The sequence below is a fragment of the Geodermatophilus sp. URMC 62 genome (assembly GCF_052931475.1).
Map to the genome: position 1 here is coordinate 2,832,303 of NZ_JBRFHY010000001.1, position 15,588 is coordinate 2,847,890.

The 15,588-nt window shown below is 67.9% G+C and carries 14 protein-coding genes and 2 pseudogenes; 10 read left to right on the forward strand and 6 right to left on the reverse strand.

What is annotated here, in order from left to right:
* Nucleotides 1-5 precede the first annotated feature (5 nt).
* The 5 genes from ACU616_RS13735 (at nt 6) to ACU616_RS13755 (ending at nt 5,735) form a co-directional block, all read left to right on the forward strand.
* Nucleotides 6-806: a hypothetical protein gene (locus ACU616_RS13735; RefSeq protein ID WP_446759014.1), complete on the forward strand. Its 801-nt coding sequence runs from the start codon at nt 6-8 to the stop codon at nt 804-806.
* On the forward strand, nt 803-3,412 hold the full coding sequence (locus tag ACU616_RS13740) for a DUF6777 domain-containing protein (protein ID WP_446759015.1): 2,610 nt from the start codon (nt 803-805) through the stop codon (nt 3,410-3,412). The genes ACU616_RS13735 and ACU616_RS13740 overlap by 4 nt, the downstream gene beginning before the upstream one ends.
* A gap of 482 nt (nt 3,413-3,894) precedes the next feature.
* On the forward strand, nt 3,895-4,239 hold the full coding sequence (locus ACU616_RS13745; RefSeq protein WP_446759016.1) for a hypothetical protein: 345 nt from the start codon (nt 3,895-3,897) through the stop codon (nt 4,237-4,239).
* A 285-nt stretch (nt 4,240-4,524) separates the two neighbouring features.
* On the forward strand, nt 4,525-4,722 hold the full coding sequence (locus ACU616_RS13750) for a hypothetical protein (RefSeq protein ID WP_446761480.1): 198 nt from the start codon (nt 4,525-4,527) through the stop codon (nt 4,720-4,722).
* A gap of 179 nt (nt 4,723-4,901) precedes the next feature.
* Nucleotides 4,902-5,735, forward strand: coding sequence for a nucleotidyltransferase domain-containing protein (locus ACU616_RS13755; protein ID WP_446759017.1), 834 nt, complete (start codon nt 4,902-4,904; stop codon nt 5,733-5,735).
* A gap of 393 nt (nt 5,736-6,128) precedes the next feature.
* Here ACU616_RS13755 and ACU616_RS13760 read toward each other — a convergent pair whose 3' ends face one another.
* From ACU616_RS13760 to ACU616_RS13770, 3 genes and pseudogenes are all read right to left on the reverse strand, one after another.
* Nucleotides 6,129-6,326 carry a hypothetical protein gene (locus ACU616_RS13760; RefSeq protein ID WP_446759018.1) on the reverse strand — a complete coding sequence of 66 codons (198 nt, stop codon included), beginning with the start codon at nt 6,324-6,326 and terminating at the stop codon, nt 6,129-6,131.
* Between the two features lie 401 nt (nt 6,327-6,727).
* Nucleotides 6,728-6,895, reverse strand: coding sequence for an ANTAR domain-containing protein (locus tag ACU616_RS13765; protein ID WP_446759019.1), 168 nt, complete (start codon nt 6,893-6,895; stop codon nt 6,728-6,730).
* Nucleotides 6,896-7,310: 415 nt separating this feature from the next.
* Nucleotides 7,311-7,814: pseudogene (locus tag ACU616_RS13770) on the reverse strand (transposase); the annotation flags it as partial.
* 367 nt (nt 7,815-8,181) lie between these two features.
* Between ACU616_RS13770 and ACU616_RS13775 the strand changes: the two are divergent.
* Entirely contained in the window at nt 8,182-9,666 is a 1,485-nt protein-coding gene (locus ACU616_RS13775) for an APC family permease (protein WP_446761481.1), read from the forward strand.
* Here ACU616_RS13775 and ACU616_RS13780 read toward each other — a convergent pair.
* Nucleotides 9,593-10,192 (reverse strand): transposase, encoded by a 600-nt coding sequence (locus ACU616_RS13780; RefSeq protein WP_446759020.1) that lies wholly within the window; start codon nt 10,190-10,192, stop codon nt 9,593-9,595. The two genes, ACU616_RS13775 and ACU616_RS13780, sit on opposite strands and share 74 nt — an antisense overlap.
* 71 nt (nt 10,193-10,263) lie before the next feature.
* On the opposite strand from ACU616_RS13780, the gene ACU616_RS13785 reads away from it, so the two are divergent.
* Nucleotides 10,264-10,614 carry a hypothetical protein gene (locus ACU616_RS13785; protein WP_446759021.1) on the forward strand — a complete coding sequence of 117 codons (351 nt, stop codon included), beginning with the start codon at nt 10,264-10,266 and terminating at the stop codon, nt 10,612-10,614.
* On the opposite strand, the gene ACU616_RS13790 is transcribed toward ACU616_RS13785, so the two are convergent.
* Nucleotides 10,567-10,860 (reverse strand): WhiB family transcriptional regulator, encoded by a 294-nt coding sequence (locus ACU616_RS13790; RefSeq protein WP_446759022.1) that lies wholly within the window; start codon nt 10,858-10,860, stop codon nt 10,567-10,569. The genes ACU616_RS13785 and ACU616_RS13790 overlap by 48 nt on opposite strands.
* An 88-nt stretch (nt 10,861-10,948) precedes the next feature.
* On the opposite strand from ACU616_RS13790, the pseudogene ACU616_RS13795 reads away from it, so the two are divergent.
* Nucleotides 10,949-11,286, forward strand: a pseudogene (locus tag ACU616_RS13795) (transposase); the annotation flags it as partial.
* A gap of 113 nt (nt 11,287-11,399) precedes the next feature.
* On the opposite strand, the gene ACU616_RS13800 reads toward ACU616_RS13795, so the two are convergent.
* Nucleotides 11,400-11,639 carry a helix-turn-helix domain-containing protein gene (locus ACU616_RS13800; protein ID WP_446761482.1) on the reverse strand — a complete coding sequence of 80 codons (240 nt, stop codon included), beginning with the start codon at nt 11,637-11,639 and terminating at the stop codon, nt 11,400-11,402.
* A 1,318-nt stretch (nt 11,640-12,957) separates the two neighbouring features.
* Between ACU616_RS13800 and ACU616_RS13805 the strand changes: the two genes are divergently transcribed.
* Nucleotides 12,958-13,239 (forward strand): hypothetical protein, encoded by a 282-nt coding sequence (locus ACU616_RS13805; protein ID WP_446759023.1) that lies wholly within the window; start codon nt 12,958-12,960, stop codon nt 13,237-13,239.
* Nucleotides 13,240-13,439: 200 nt separating this feature from the next.
* Nucleotides 13,440-15,059 carry an FRG domain-containing protein gene (locus tag ACU616_RS13810; protein WP_446759024.1) on the forward strand — a complete coding sequence of 540 codons (1,620 nt, stop codon included), beginning with the start codon at nt 13,440-13,442 and terminating at the stop codon, nt 15,057-15,059.
* The last annotated feature ends 529 nt before the right edge of the window (nt 15,060-15,588 follow it).

A 15,588-nucleotide genomic window follows, 5' to 3' on the forward strand; every position in this document is an offset into this window, starting at 1 on the left:
CGGCCGTGTTGAGCGCCCGGGTGGTGACCTTCTGGATGGAGAAGGACGGCAGTGCTCCCCACGAGTGGGAGGACGGCGCCGCCGTAGACCCCGGCGACGCACGCTCCGGCCGCGATCCCCGGTTCGTGGTCGCCGACGGTGCCACCGAGGCCTACGACTCCGTCCGGTGGGTCGAGCACCTCGTCACCGCGTTCGTCGACCGTGACGGGGCCGCTCCGGAGCTGGCCCCCGCGGACATGCTGCGCTGGTTCGCGACTGTCCAGCAGGCCTGGGTCGCAGCCGCCCCGCCCGCGTTCGCCAGCATCTTCGAGGAGCGCAAGTTCGCCCAGGGGTCGTTCGCCACCCTGCTCGGTTGCGAGCTCGGGGACCTCGACGGGCCCGCACCCTCGTGGAAGGCCGTCGCGCTCGGCGACGCCGTCCTCTTCCACGTCCGCCGGCGCCGCCTCCTCGTCCAGTTCCCGCCCCTCGGTGCCGGTGACTTCGGGCTCGATCCCGATGGTGTCCACACCGATCCGGCCGCCCTCCCGGTGATGACGGAGCGGCTCAGGTTCGCCGAGCACCAGCTCGAGGCGGGCGACCACCTCTTCCTCGTCACCGACGCGCTCGCCGAGTGGATCGTCCGCGCCCGTGGGCACGAGGGGGACGACCGCGTCTGGGGCTTCCTGTCCCGCATCGGGCACCCCGACACCTTCGCCCGGTTCGTCGCCGACAGCAGGGCGGCCCGCGACATGAGGAACGACGACGTGACCCTGATGAGGGTGCTCGTCGCCGACTCCGCCCCGGATCACGTGATGGTGTGCCTGTGATCGACTACCCCAGCGCCGACGACTACGTGCGGGCCGTCCAGCACCCCGACTCCTCCTTCGCCGACGAGGACCTGCAGGAGGCCCGGTTCGCCGTCCACCCGTTGCTCGGCGTGCCGATGCCCGCCTCGGGGAGCACCGCGGTCGTCTTCAAGGCCCAGGTGTCCGGCGAGGACCAGGCGCTGCGCTTCTTCATCCGGGAGGACGCATCGAGCAAGGGGCGGTACACGGCGCTCGGGCGGCACCTCCAGGACGCCGGACTCGGGCCCGACGTCGCGACGGCGCAGTGGGTGGACCGGGCCATCCGGATCCGCGAGCAGTGGTACCCGATGATCCGGATGCAGTGGGTGGAGGGCCGCACCCTCGACCGGTACGCCGACCACCTCGTCCAGACCAGCAACCTCTCGGCCATCGCAGCGCTCGCCGCGCTGTGGCGCGACCTCGTCGGGCGGATGCAGACGGCGTGGTTCGCGCACGGCGACCTCCAGCACGGCAACGTCCTCGTCGACGAACTCGGGACCCTGCGGCTGGTCGACTTCGACTGCGCGTGGATCCCCTCGTTCGAGGGCAAGAAGCCGCCCCAGGAGAGCGGTCACCGCAACTACCAGCGGACGCGGGACCAGTGGGGACCGTGGATGGACACGTTCCCCGCCCTGGTCATCTACCTGTCGCTGCTGGCGCTCTCGCGCAGCCCACGGCCCTGGGAGCTCTACAACGAGGACAACCTGATCTTCAGCCGGGAGGACTTCGCCGCCCCGTTCGACACCGCCGCCTGGAGGCAGCTCGCCGCCCTCGAGGACCCCGAGGTGGACCGCGTCGCGGAACGGCTGCGCGCGTGCTGCGACCCCGCCTGGAGGTCCGAGACGGATCTCGAGTCCGTCCTGTCCGGCCGTCGGCGGATCGTGGTCGCCGAGCACGACTGGGTGGCGAAGGCCGCGGCGCGGCGCGCCCAGCGCAACGGCTCACCGTCGGCTCCACCCGACGCGGAGCCCGTGGACACCCGACCTGCCCCCAGCGTGCTGCCACCCCCTCCGCCGAAGGAGGTGCCCCACGCGGTCCCGCCCCGCCCCGCGGACACGACCGAGCACGTCCCGGCGGCACCGGCCGCTCGTGAGGTCGGGCCTGCAGGGGCGCCGCTCCCCGACCCCGGTGTGCACTCGGGAGACCGCACCCGACGTGGTGCTCGCGGCGCCAGGGCCTGGCGCGAGGCTCCGCCACCACGCCGACTCGCGGGTGCCGGAGCACCTCCCGGCCTGCTGGTCGGCGCGGTCGTCCTCCTGCTCGCTCTCACCGCCGTGGTGACGACCGTGCTCCTGGTCGGCTCGTCCGGCACCGCCATCGTCCGGGCCGAGCCCGCTCCCTCACCCGGTCCCGGCCCCTTCACGCCGCCTCCCGACAGCGCCGACCCGGGACAGCCCCCGGTGCTGCCGCCGCGGGGAACCGTGTCCGGGAACACCCCGGGCATCTACGGCGGTACCGGGAGCAACGCCTGCGATCCCGTGGCGATGGCGACGTATCTCGAGACCCACCCCGGTCCGGGACGCGCGTGGGCGAGGGCCCAGGGGATCGAACCCGGCGAGATCCGTACCTACCTCGAGCGGCTCACGCCCGTGACCCTCCGTACCGACACTGCCGTCACGAACCACGACTACCGGGACGGCCGTGCCGTTCCCGTCCAGTCCATCCTGCAGGCCGGGACGGCCGTGCTCGTCGACGAGCGCGGGGCACCGCAGGTGAGGTGCGCCTGCGGCAACCCCCTGGGACCGCCGGACGGCCAGCCCGCATCCAGCTACGAGGCAGGCGAGGCACCGTGGCCGGGCTTCGCGCCCGACCGCGTGACGGTGATCGAACCGGCACCGGCGCCCGTCGTGGAGTTCGTCCTCGTGGTGCAGGACGGCGACCAAGTCCCGGACGACGACGCGGTGGTCGTCCGGCCCCGGGCGACGCTGGGTGAGCAGGACCATCCCGCCTCACCGGCCCAGACCGAGGCGGCCAAGGACCTGTCGGTGGAGGGCACGTCCGGTCCGTCGTCGACCCCTCCTGCGGGGGGATCGAGCACCGGACCGACGACCACGGCGCCGACGCCCACCGGGCCGACGACCGCTCCGGCTCACCCGACCGGCACCGGCCCGACCTCCGGGAGCACCCCGAGCGCCTCCCCCTCCGGGCAGACCTCGGGATCGTCGGTCAGCACCCCGCCCGGTCCCTCCTCGCTGCCACCCACGACGACGGCGCCGGGGACCCAGCCGCCGTCGGACCGGACGACCACGCCGGCACCCCCGCCGCCGACGACCGACCAGACGGCCCCGCCGCCTGCGAACACGACCACGCAGGCACCTCCGCCGTCGTCCACGGCGTCGCCCCCGCCACCCACGACGTCGCCCCCGCCACCCACGACGTCGGTACCCGCCCCGCCGACCAGCGAGGCGCCCGCCCCGCCGACCACGCAGGCGCCGGAGGTGCCCACCACGGCTCCGCCGACCACGGAGGCACCGGAGCCGCCGTCGACTGCGCCGACGACGCAGGCCACCCAGGATCCGACCGACCAGGCCACCACAGCGACCGCTACGACGCAGGTGAACGAGGCGTCCACCCCACCGACGGGGTGACGTGCAGACCTGCTGGGGATCGACCGAGTCGCCGTGACGGGCCGGGCTCGTCCGCGCCCACGGACACCCCCACCGTGCACTCTCCGGACCTGCAGTCGGGCGCCCGACGACGATGAGCGGGACAGCGCCGTCGTCGGTTCCGTGCTGGCCCCGGTGCTCCTCGTGGTGTGCTGACGGTGCTCCCGGTGGTCGGGCCGGTCGGCGCGGTGCCGCCCCGTCGTCGCCGTGCCTCCTGATCAAGGGCGCGGCGGGCACCGCACGGGTCGCCCGGACCATCGCCGTCCGCGGACAGGTGCGGGTGTCGTCGCGGTGGGTGTCTCGTCCGCCCACGGGGGCGGGGCGCGGAGTCATCCGATGGGGTGGACGGCGCACGTGGTCGCGCGCGGTATCCACAGATCGGCTGACGGTGGTCCCGCGGAGCGCTCCCGCCCCCCTACAGTCCCGTCGTCCCGAACGGGGTCGGGCGGTGAGACGGGGGTGCGGTGCCGACTGGAACGAGCGCGCTCGACGTCGTCGACGGCGAGGTGCGCGAGCTCATCCGGCGCCGCGGGCTCGACCCGTTCACCGACCCCGCGCCGGTGCGCGTGCTGGTCCGCGACGTGGTCGCCGACTACTCCGAGCGGTCGCTGACCGGTGCGCTGCCGCCGCTCGGCGACGCCGACGCGGTCGTGCGCGACGTGCTCGACCGGGTGGCCGGCTTCGGCCCGCTGCAGCGGCACCTCGACGACCCCGAGGTCGAGGAGGTCTGCATCAAAGAGCGGCTAGCACACGGGCTGAGGTCTCGGCGGGGCGGACCACCTACTTCTTACGACCTCGTGCATGGTTAGCCTGACGACTTGACCGTGCTGTGTGCAGGACGGGCTGGGTTGTGGTGTGTCGAGCACTCTCCCTGTGCCGCCGCTGTCGCCGATCGCCGGGTGACCGGACTGTCCCCAAAGGTCCTGGCCGAGCTGGTCGCCGAAGTGGGACCGCGCTGGCAGTCGCGCCGGGACGCACGCCTGGCCAATCGGCCGCGCCGGCGGGTGGTCGGAGCCGGTGCCCGGCACCGGCAGGTGTTCGTTGACCGGCTGCTGGCCACCCTGGTGCATCTGCGCCACGGGGTCACCCACGACGTGCTGGCCTGCTGGTTCGGTATGTCCCGCTCAACGATCACCCGCGCGGTTGGGGAGGTGCGCCCTCGGCCTGGGCGTCCGAGGGTCCCTTGCGGCCGCCCTCCTTCGCCTCCCAATGGCCACAGTGCACGCAGTGACGAAGGACTACATAAATTTGCTGCGGGAGTTGCAGGCCGGTCCGAGGTCGAGCCGGGGTAGTGGTCAGCAAGGCCGACCAGCAGCGTGGTCGGGGCCGGATCTGCTGCAGGGGCTGCCCGTAGAGCCCGTAACTTCCACGGTGAGGTCTCCGTACACGCGCTGATCTGCGGTCAGTCGCGGCAGGTGAAGTGGAGGAGCCGGCGACGGCCACGCGCCGTGGCATGCATCATGCTGCCGGCATGCTCGACGAGCAGGAGCTCGGGGACATCGCTGGCCGGTTGACTGCCCTCGACGGTGTGGTCGGCGTCCTGCTCGGCGGCAGCCGGGCTCGCGGTACCCATACCCCCGCCTCCGACGTCGATCTGGGGGTCTACTACCGGCCTCCGCTGGACGTCGGTGGGCTGGGCGCCCTCGCGCGCGAGGTGGCCGGCCCGCAGGCAGCGGTGACCCGGCCCGGCGAGTGGGGACCGTGGGTCGATGGCGGCGCCTGGCTGCACATCGGGGACACCCCCGTCGATTGGATCTACCGGGACGTCGACCGCGTCCGCAGGTCCTGGGAGGGCGCGAGCAGCGGGCACTTCGCGCTGCATGCCCAGATCGGGCACCCGCTGGGCTGGCCCGAGTTTGCCTACGCCGGTGAGATCGCACTGGGTCTGGTCCTGGCTGACCCCTCCGGTGAGCTCACCGGTCTGCACCACGCCGCCGGCCGCTACCCGCCGGCCCTGGCCACGACGGTGGTGACCAAGACGCTGTGGGAGGCGTCCTTCTCGGTGGAGATCGCCCGCAAGGCCGTTGGCCGCGAGGACACCGCCTACGTGGCCGGGTGCATCTTCCGCGCCGTCGGCCTGTGCGCACACGCCATCCACGCCCGGGCCGGACGGTGGTTGATCAACGAGAAGGGCGCCGTCGCCGCGGCCGGCCGGCTGCCCACCGCGCCCGAGCGGTTCCCGCACCGGGCCGCGGCCATCCTCGGCGAGCTGGGAACTACCGCTCCGCGGCTGTCCGCGGCGCTGGACTGCGCCGGGGACCTGGTCGCCGAGACCTGCGCGTCCTGCTCGGAGGATCGGGTGTAGGCGTGGGCACTGCCACTTCCTAGCCTGCGTGCCCAGTCGTTCAGGCAAGCGCTGAAAGTCCGGCATGTCAGGCTCCGCTCGTGCCCTCGTCGTTGCGGCTGCACGCAGGGCGTTCCGCCGCGCTGCCAGGCCGCCGCGGCCCGGGTGAGTCTGCCGCGCGACTACCGCTACCAGCTTCAGCGTCGGCCTCACGCCGGGTTGACGGTCTCCGCCGAGGCCGCCTACCCGTCGTAGACGACAGGCCGGTTGCGCTCCTCGGTGGCCAGGACAGCCAGCCGCTCCCCTCGGCGCCGTACGCGTCGTCGTGGGGGCCAGTGCGGTTCGTTTCCCACCCTCGTGGTCGCACTCCTTCTGGGGTTCGGATCGTTTCTGTAACTCCGCCGTTGATGATCTCTAGCTGGAGCGGCGTCCGCTGAGCGGTAACTCATCGCCCAACGGCAGATCCGCACCCTGACTGTGCATCCGCTTCTGCATGGTCAGGGACTTCTGGTGGACCTCCTCGCGCAACGCGATCAACCGAGCACGCTCGTCGCTGAGGCAGAACATCCCGAGCAGGAAGCCAGCCCCCAGGAGGACAACAGCCGCGATCATGATGAGAAGAAGAGTGAACACCTGTTGCAGCCCCCGCGTCGATAGTTCGGGTCCATGTCAGTCGAGGGGCATCCCTCGAAGCCCGTGGTCAGCTTTCCAGCAATCCCCGTTGATCACCTACCGGTGATCCCGTTACCTGCCAGTGCGCTGACTCGGCTCGGCCAGCGGGTCGTCGATGCACGGCCACGGGCGCTGGGAAGCGCCGAGACGTGTCCTGTCGATCATGAATGGAGTAGCAAGACGTAGCGAGGTGGGAGTCGCTGACCATGACAGCGTGTGAGGTCGATCACCCCGGGTAGGGGAATTAGCAGGGTGTGCGTGAAATATGAGCTCTTCACGTCGCCCAGGCCTGACGGTCCAGAAGGGTGGCCGTCGGGCCGCCTACTTGTGGCCCCCCGCAGCTACCGGGCGGCGGTGTCGCCGGCGTCGATCAGCCGCAGGGCCAGGTCGCGCAGTTCGACGTTGGCCTCCCGGGAGGCCCGGGTCAAGAGCGCGAAGGCATGCTCGGCGGTCATCTGAAACCGCTCCATGAGGATGCCCCGGGCCTGGTCGATGGAGTTACGCGTCACCATCATGAAGCTACCGCTCGTTGCTGCAGCCCGTGGTCCACCGCATCCGAGGTAGTACAAGTCACTTCTACGGAGTCCCGCTACATCGCCGTGATCCATAGCAGCAGGGGTGCAGAAGTCCGGTTGGGAAGCGGCCGCCAATGCGGGGCCGGTTCAGCCGAGCGGGCTGACGAGCACCAGGACAGCAGACCGGGTTCGTCGGCGCAGGAGAGCCTGTGTTCGCCGCCGTCTGCTCTCCAAGCTCCGCTAACCCGGATCTTTCACGACCATGACCGCCTTGGTGATCGTCGGGGTTCTCGTCCCGCGTGGGCCTGAGGCTGGCATTTGGGTGTGACGGTTCGCCCGCGGTCGCTCGGGGTGGGCGCCGGTTCCACGAGCCGGCCTGTTCTGAGTCGTCGGGGCGAGGAGCCGATGGTCAGCCGGAGGCGACTGGTGGTGGCGCGGTCAGTCGGGTCAGCGCCTCGAGCGCGGCCAGCGCGAGGGCGGTGAACGGCGCGGCCGCGGCCAGGTGCAGCATGCGGCGGCGACCGGTCCGGGCGGCTCGTGCGGGGAGAACAACCGCAGGCGCCGCTTGGGCTTCCAGCGTTGGGCCCGCTGGTATCCGTCGCGCTCGGTCGGGGGAGGGTCTGTAGCCAGGCGGTCAGCTCGCAGGCCAGCGCGACGATTGCGCACCAGATGTGGTTCTGGGCGAAGTCGTGCAGCGGCAGATTGGCCAGCCCGGTGTCCTTCGCGCAGCGAATGCGGTCCTCGCTGCGTGCCCGGCGGCGGTGCCGCAGCTCCAGATCGGCCAGCTGCCCCGGGTGGTGTTGGTGACGAACGCGGTCACGCGCAGCCCGTCGATGTCGGTGATCCGCAGCTGCGCGCCGGGGTGCGGACGTTTTTTCCGGACGATCAGCCGCATCCCCGGCGGCCAGCCGGTGTGGTCGCATCTGAAGTGGTCGCTGGCCAACCGGACCAAGCACACTACCGCCGAGCTGACCGGGCTGGTGCAGATCGGGCTGAAGCGGATGCAGGACCGCCCCGGACCCCTGGCCAGCCTTTTCGCCAGCAACGGGCTCGACCTCGGACTCTTCCTGCAATCCCCGCCGTTAATGATCCTTTCGGACCTCAGGAATCCGCAACGTCGCAGGTCAGGAGTGCTTTTCGTCATCTGACACCCCACCCTAGCGCCACTCGCGCGAGAAAAGCGGGCTGGAGTACCGGTCCAAGCCGAGCAGTAGCGATAGGCTCCGGCGACGTTCCGACCACCTGGCACGGGATGCCATCGAAGTGATGTGAGGCCCAAGGTGGGGAATCCTTTAAGAACCAATCCGTCTGCGGACGGTATTTCAGGTCATTCCGGCTCCCAGCCGGAGCTGAAGCGAACACTCGGGTCTTTTCAGGTGTTCGCGATTTCGTTCGCGTTCATCTCAGTGGCAGTCGGGGTCTTCGCCACGTACGACGAGCTACTTACGACCGCGGGACCGGTCGGAATCTGGCTCTGGGTCATCGCGGCCGTTGGGCAGACCTTAGTCGCGCTCGTGGTCGCCCAGTTCGCGGCCCGCATCGCGCTCAGCGGGTCCTCGTACCAGTGGGCCTCGCGGCTGGCCAACCCGAAGGTCGGCTGGTTGTTCGGGTGGCTTACGTTCTGGTATCTCGCGATCGCGGTGGTAGCGATGGACAGCGCGCTGGCGAGTCAAGCGTTCATGCCACTAGTAGGGATGCAGGAGAACGAGGATACGGCGAGGGTCATCACGGTGGTGATCCTGGTTGTTCAGGCCACACTGGTGATCGCCTCGACGCGACTGCTCGGCATGATCACCTCCGCTGCTGTGGCCGTTGAGATCAGCATCGTGGCGGTCTTGGTGATCGCGCTGGCGGCGGTCGTGGTGTTCACGGGTAGCGGAAACATCGAGAATGTGACCTCGCAGGGGATCAACGCGGGTGCCAGCGGCTACTTCGCGATCGGCGGCGGGTTGATGGCGGGAATGCTCATGGGACTGACCACGCTTGTCGGCTTCGACTCCGCAGCAAACCTGGCCGAAGAAGCCAAGGATCCGTTTCGGAGTGTCCCCCGCGCGATTGTGTCCTCAGTGGTCGCCGCAGGAGTGGCGGGGCTGTTGTTCCTGATCGCGCTCACCGTCGCGATCAAGGATATCCCGGCGGTAAGCAGGAGTGGCTCGCCGGTCGCCGCGATCATCCGCTCTCAGCTGGGACCGGTCATGGAGCGATTACTGCTGGTCGGCATCACCTTTGCGATCTTCGGTGCCGGAATGGTAGTGATGGCCGCGTGCTCGCGGCAAGCGTTCGCCATGGCGCGGGATGGGCGTTTTCCGGCATGCAGATTGATGCGACGGGTCAGCCCTCGAACCCAAACCCCGGTGTTTGCGACGATTCTGATCCTGGGCATTGGGATGGTCCTGATGATCGCTCTGCCCGGTGCAGCATTGCTGCAGCTAATCATCGGTTCAACGATCCTGCCTGCGCTCATTTATGGCTCGATCGTGGTCCTCTACCTTGTGGTGCGCAAACGGCTCGAGCGCAAGGAGGGCGGATTCAACCTGGGACGCTTTGAACTGCCGGTCTCCGTCGCAGCGCTGATCTGGGTGGCATGTGCGCTGTTCGTACTCGTCACACCCGGCGATGCTTTCGTTCCCAACCTGATCGTTGTGGGCCTCATCTTGGCTGGCGGCATCTACTTCGCCAAGATGATGATCTTCAACCGCGAAGCGCTCGACGCCGAACCGGCGGGCAGCGACGCTGTCGAAGGCGCATCGGAGGTGCCAGCTTGACCTCTCCTACGGTGCGCCCCGTCGAGTTGAGTCCGCCGAATGAGCGCCGACCAGGGTGGCGCCCAGGTCCATCACCCTCGGTTGGGCCGCGTCGACCGCGTGGTCGGGAGCATGGTTGCTGTGAGCGTGGCGGGGCGTCGGCGGCCAGGGTGTCGATCAGCCGGGACACCGTCGGGTCCGAGGCCACCAGCCCGAACACCTTCGGCGCCACGCGCAACTGGGCCACCTCGGCCAGACAATCCCCGCCGACGGCCAGCGACACCGCCAGGTCAGCGGCGGTCTTCCCCGGGTAGTACCGGGCCATCTGCTTCCGCCACGGCGCCAACGCCTCGGTCAGCGCGGTCGTGAGCCCGACCGCCTGCGCGGTCCGCAGCAGGACCGTGCTGCCCCATGCGCACGACACTCGACCCAGCGCCGTCCACTGTTGGGGCCGGGTAGGACCCGGTAGTCTTTTCACTAGCAAGCTGCTCCGGTTCCTGCGAAGTTGCGACCCTAGACAAGCCACATCTTCCCAGCTCCGGAGCACCTTCCTATGTCTCGGGCCAAACCATCACGGACCGGCACGAAAGCCCCGGGCTAGCCCAAGGCAAAGAGCCTATGATCAACATTAGTGGTGGCGACCTCGAGCTGTGTGACGGCGAGGTCCTGCTTCTCTTGCGCGACCTGCCCGGCTCGGCGGTGTGCACGCTTCTGCCCGACCTCGGCGACGATGTACTCCGGATCGTCGTCGACCCCACCCAGCCCGACGCCATGGCACACGTGCTGCTCATGCTGCGCGATGAGTGCGACGACCCGATCACCCTGGAACAGCTGGCGAGTCGGTGCCGGCCCGGGCTGAACCAACTGCTACCCCACGCACCAGGCCTCACCAATCCCCAGACGGCAAGGCCCGGCGCTGCTTCAGCCGACAGCATGGGGCCGGGTCAGTTGCCGCCGCTCGCCCGGTAGCAGCCCACCCCAGATGCCGCTGGGCTCGTCGGCGGCCACTGCGTAGGCCAGGCACTGGGCCCGGGCTGGGCACATGCGGCAGCCGACCACAGCGTCCGTGCTTTCACCGCGGGTGGGCCACCAGGCCTCCGGATTGCCGACCGCGCACGGCGCCGGACCGGCCGCGGCGAGCACGTCGACGAGCTCTTTCCAGGCTGCCCGCGCCCGCGGGGAGATCAGGGTCAGCACCGAACCCACATCGGCCACGGCGACGAGTCGACCATCGCGGGCGGATGAGTGCCACTCCGCGAGGGCCAGCAGACTCTGCGTAATGTCCGGTGTCGATGGGGTCGTCAGTCGGCTGTGCCTCGAATCGGTCAGTGTCCGGGCCAAAGGGGTGGTGAGCTGACCGGCCCCAACTCCACCGACCGGGGCAAGGCCGGCAGCAAGTACCACCTGCTCGTCGACGCGCACGGACTACCGCTCAACGTGCTAGTCACCGGCGCCAACCGGCACGACAGCAAGCTCGTCGAGCCGATGTTCGACACGATGCCGGCGATCCGCCGCGGCGGCCGGGGCCACCCGCGGCGCCGGCCGCTGAAGCTGCACGGCGATAAGGGCTATGACAACCGGCGGGTCCGCCGCTACCTGCGCCGCCGCGGGATCTGTCCTGCTCGGATCGCATTGATCGGTACAGTCCACGCCGAAGCGCTCGTGCACGACCGCGGCGATGCGCGGCAGCGTCCAGCACTGATCCGCCCAACCCCACACGGCCGGGCCGACGTCCAGCAGGTCGGTCAGCTCATTCAGTTGGGCGGGGCTGAGCCGGCAGCGGGCCCCGCCGGGGCCCTGGGAGGCCAACGCCGAGCGGCCGCCGCGGCCAGCGCCCGGCGCCACCGATTGGCCGACACCCGGGTCACCCGAAACCGGGCGGCCACCTCCCGGTCGGTGGCGCCCTCCTCGATCCACTCCGCGGCCTCCAGCCGCACCTGCTCCCGCCGGGCGCACTCCTCGGCGGTCAGCCCGCCACCCTGGGCGTACCTCATGGCTCGGGCATAGCGCGCGCCGTGGCGGCTGTCAGCAGGCTACGAACTCCCGCCGTTAATGATCGTTAGACGTGCACGGTGCCGGGCGATCCAGCCGGTGACCGCCCGCAAGACAGGTCCGGGCACGTCCAAGCGGGCACGATGAGGCACGGCGGGCTCCCGGGGAAGACGGGGATCGACCTTTGGCGAGACGATCTTCACCCCGAGAGCCCGCGTCCTCTTGATGAAGCGTGCGGCGACCTGCACCAATGCCAATCAGCCAGTCAAAGCTGGTGAGAAAACCTGAATCCGTGAGAAGACGTCCTCCTACCAAGGTCCTGCGCTCCTTGCGGTCATCTGCTCCCGCTCGGCGTGTCCTCCCCGACAAGTCAGCCGTCCGCTACCGGGAATGGCTCACTGACCGAGAGGCGGTTCTAAGCGACTACTCGGCGCACTAAGCTGCACCGCCCAACTGACGCCTGCGGTTAATGTTCGACTCGCATCTCACCGCCCACGCAACAGGCGCCACAAGTTGACAACCTGCTCGCTAGGCGGAAGTTCCGAGGGGCGGCCGACGAAGGCCTGTGGGCGCGGTCGAATTTCCAAGTCGCCTACAGCACCCGGGACGGTGAAAGGTTGAGTCGGGTTGGCGACCTGTGAAATCGGCACGGTCTGTGGAGCGAGCAGGTCTGCATGTTTGAGCGCTCGTTCAGCTATGCGGGCGACTGGCCCGACCGCCTCTACGCGAGATGTGTCGACGTAGACGGCCTCTGTACCTACTCGTAAGTTAACCTGCTGTTTGATTTTGCCGAACGGGGTGTGCCGGACCGCCGTCGCAGGGATGGTTTGCGTGACCTGCTCGTCCGGAGGTGTTGCAGCCACGTTCCAGTGCTGGTCATAGTTAGGACCTGTCGGTCGGTTCGTATAGGCGCCCTTGGCGAACTGCCGGAGGATGGCCAAAGCATCGCGATTCACATTGAGGTTTTCTCACCAGGATCAGCCGTACGCGGACGGCCAGGGAAGGCATCAATGCCGGTCAGGCGCATGCGCCACCGGAAGTGCCACGTGGCGGGACCCGCGCCGAGCAGCCGTGATTGACGTCGCCAACGGCTGGCCGCAGCCCCGACCAGCGGCGCCGACCGCACCCTTCGAGCTGGTGCGGATTCCTGGTGAGGAAACCTCATCGTCCGCCTCTTGAGCGTGGTTCACCCCTCACGCCCCTACCCGGGGACCCCTCTCCCCTCCCCCTCGGTCTGAACCCCGGAGGGGAGGGCAGCTCGGGGTCGGTCAGGTTCAGAACATTCGGACCCCGCGGCCGTCATCGAGCGCTAACCGCAGCGTGACCGACGCCTGCCGTCAGCGGCGCCGTCATGACCAATTCCCGCCCATTCTTCATCGTGTCGCCCGGGCCACCCGCCCGGCACTGCACCGCGGCAACTTCCCGACCGTCGCCGACCTGATCGTCGCCATCCAGCGCTTCATCGACGCCTGGAATGACCGCTGCGAACCCTTCACCTGGACCAAGGACCCCGACACCGTCATCGCCAAGGCCAAGGCCACCGACCCACGACGTCGCAAGACACAAGCCAGCTCTGTTACGGAGCACTGGCCGAATAGTTAATTAGGAGGACGGCCGGCTGCGACAAGCACATCGCGCTACCAGACGGTCAACCTGGGACCGCCACAGCCGGCTTATGCCCGGAGCAGCGCCAGAAGGGGTCGTCGTGCAGCTGATAGTTTCTCCTTGCTCTACGACGTGCCAGGCGGTAGCTTGCGGATGGGTGCAAATTATGGTATGGAATTCCTCCGAGGGAGCTTCAAATGGACTCTGACTCACCGTCGACACCAGAGTCAGGACAAGGCTCGGCGAGCGCTCCATTGCCGGACATTGACATCATCGATGCATTCGTCCAAGGGAAAGAGAGCTTTGCGATCAAACTGCAGAGGCTTCGGGGGGGTGAACCGGAACTGCATCAGGTTACTCGCATGGAATTGGACGACTTATGGCCATCACTCGACAGGAATGAGCGGGCCTTTGTAGCTTATATGTATCTTTTGTGGTTCCCCCGTGAGCACTCCGGCTGCAACGCGGACATGCCATCGGTTATGGCCAGAATCAGACGGTTGGAAGAGGAGGCTCCGGGCTTACCCACCATCAGCACAGTGGGGCCTTGGATATCCCCGACCACAGCCCTGGACCGCGGCGAGTGGATGAAGGCTAATCTTGATCTACAATTAGATGCAGGATTTGCCAGCCGTCTCTACTACTCCGGCTTTGCCCCCCTTGATCCAGGCGTCTTAAATCAGGCGCAGGTGCCGAACCTCCTATCAATGCAGCCTGGAATCCACGCTCTAGTGGATCTTGACTACGGGATGCTACTTTTCGCTGGGTCTGCCGGGCCGGAGGCGCTGGACCTCGACCTTAGAGAGGCTCTCGCCTACGTGGCCGCCTATCCTCACCTGGCACTCAACCCGACGGACCTCCTGCGCTCGGTAGGTGCGTCACGGGGCAAGCAGGCACTTCACCGCCTATTTGTTCCAAATCTCGCTCAGCCACCCGAGGTAACTATCCGTACTCGCAAGGAACTTTCTGACCTTCTGACGATACTAGGTGAGTGGCTAACGGCTAACCCTGAATTCGAGCTGTGGTTCCGCGGCCAGCCAGGGCAGTATGCGATTCCCGCCTTACCAGCGAACGACGCGGTACTCACGCCGTGGCGATGCAAGGCTCGAGCTTCTCTGGTGCCGAGCTTGTACAGGGGGTATGAGGGTAAAGTCAGTGACCTGGCACAATACGCCGACTTCTGCGCCGAACTAGTGCACGTGACTCATTTTGTAACTCGCCGCCTTGGAATCTCAGATTGGACGCCCACGCCGACGGACGCTCCCGCCTTGCTCGGCCTTGGGCGGGGCGCAGTCGAGTGGGAAAGTGGAAGGTCTGTCGGAGGTGAGACAACAACACGGTATTACTTGCCGTACTACCGAGCCCTCCAAAGATCGTTCTTTCTTCAGCACTATGGGCTACCGTCCAACATACTTGATATCACAGTGGACGTCGATGTCGCTCTCTTCTTCGCACAGCATCGCGTCATTGAAGGTGAGTGGCAGCGGGTTCACAACGAAGAGCATAATGCGGCTCCGGCCATCTACGTATTCCTGCTGCATACCGGGCTGGATCCTTTTGTGCCATCCAAGAGCCTCGCTGAGCACTACGGACTGTTGCGCCCATTACGGCAGAAGTGCGGCATGCTGGGCGGAGCGTCCCTGATGCACCGAAACAAGTACGCGAGGTATGTCTCTTTGGTTGTCAAGCTCGAGCAAGGCATCGACTCTTGCTACTCTCCGGATTACCTCTTCCCTCCTCGAGAGGAGGACCACTTCCTCGACCAACTGCTCAACTACTGCGATGACGAAGGCATCGTCACACTGAGCCCGCTGTAACAAGCCCGATGCGCCATTCCCAGTAGCGGCTCGATCCGTCCGGTGATCATGTGATACGGCCGTGCTTTGATGGAGGGAAACGAGGCGGCGATAATCGCGCCGATGGACCAGGGGCAGAGGCTGACCCGGCGCACCCGCTTGAGCGTTGCGTCTTTAGCCGCGAGTCGCCGCGCTCGAGCGGGCCGCGGATGGCCGCATGCAGCAGGGTGATGGTGCGGGCATCGACGGTCAATCGGCGACCGGCGCAGTGAGGTTTTCTCACCAGGAATCCGGGCCCAGTTGGAGGGTGTGGTTGTCGCCGCTGGTCAGGGCTGTGGGGAGTCGTTGGCGGAGTCAATCACGGCTCCTTGGCGTGTGCTCCTGCCAGGCGGTACTCGGTACTCCGCTGGCACATGCGCCTGACCTGCGGCGATGGCTCTCTGACCTGTCCCCGATCGGCGAATCCTGGTGAGAAAACCTCATTATGCCCTCCGTTCGGCTCAAGTACTGGACAACCGACGGTCCGTGGCCGGTAAGGGTCCTCCCATTG

What these genes read in the sequence shown, in the direction of transcription:
- ACU616_RS13755 (WP_446759017.1), top strand. Translation starts at nt 4,902, where the DNA reads ATGCTCGACGAGCAGGAGCTCGGGGACATCGCTGGCCGGTTGACTGCC.
- ACU616_RS13785 (WP_446759021.1), top strand. Translation starts at nt 10,264, where the DNA reads ATGATCAACATTAGTGGTGGCGACCTCGAGCTGTGTGACGGCGAGGTC.
- ACU616_RS13800 (WP_446761482.1), bottom strand. Translation starts at nt 11,639, where the DNA reads ATGAGGTACGCCCAGGGTGGCGGGCTGACCGCCGAGGAGTGCGCCCGG.
- ACU616_RS13760 (WP_446759018.1), bottom strand. Translation starts at nt 6,326, where the DNA reads ATGATCGCGGCTGTTGTCCTCCTGGGGGCTGGCTTCCTGCTCGGGATG.
- ACU616_RS13810 (WP_446759024.1), top strand. Translation starts at nt 13,440, where the DNA reads ATGGACTCTGACTCACCGTCGACACCAGAGTCAGGACAAGGCTCGGCG.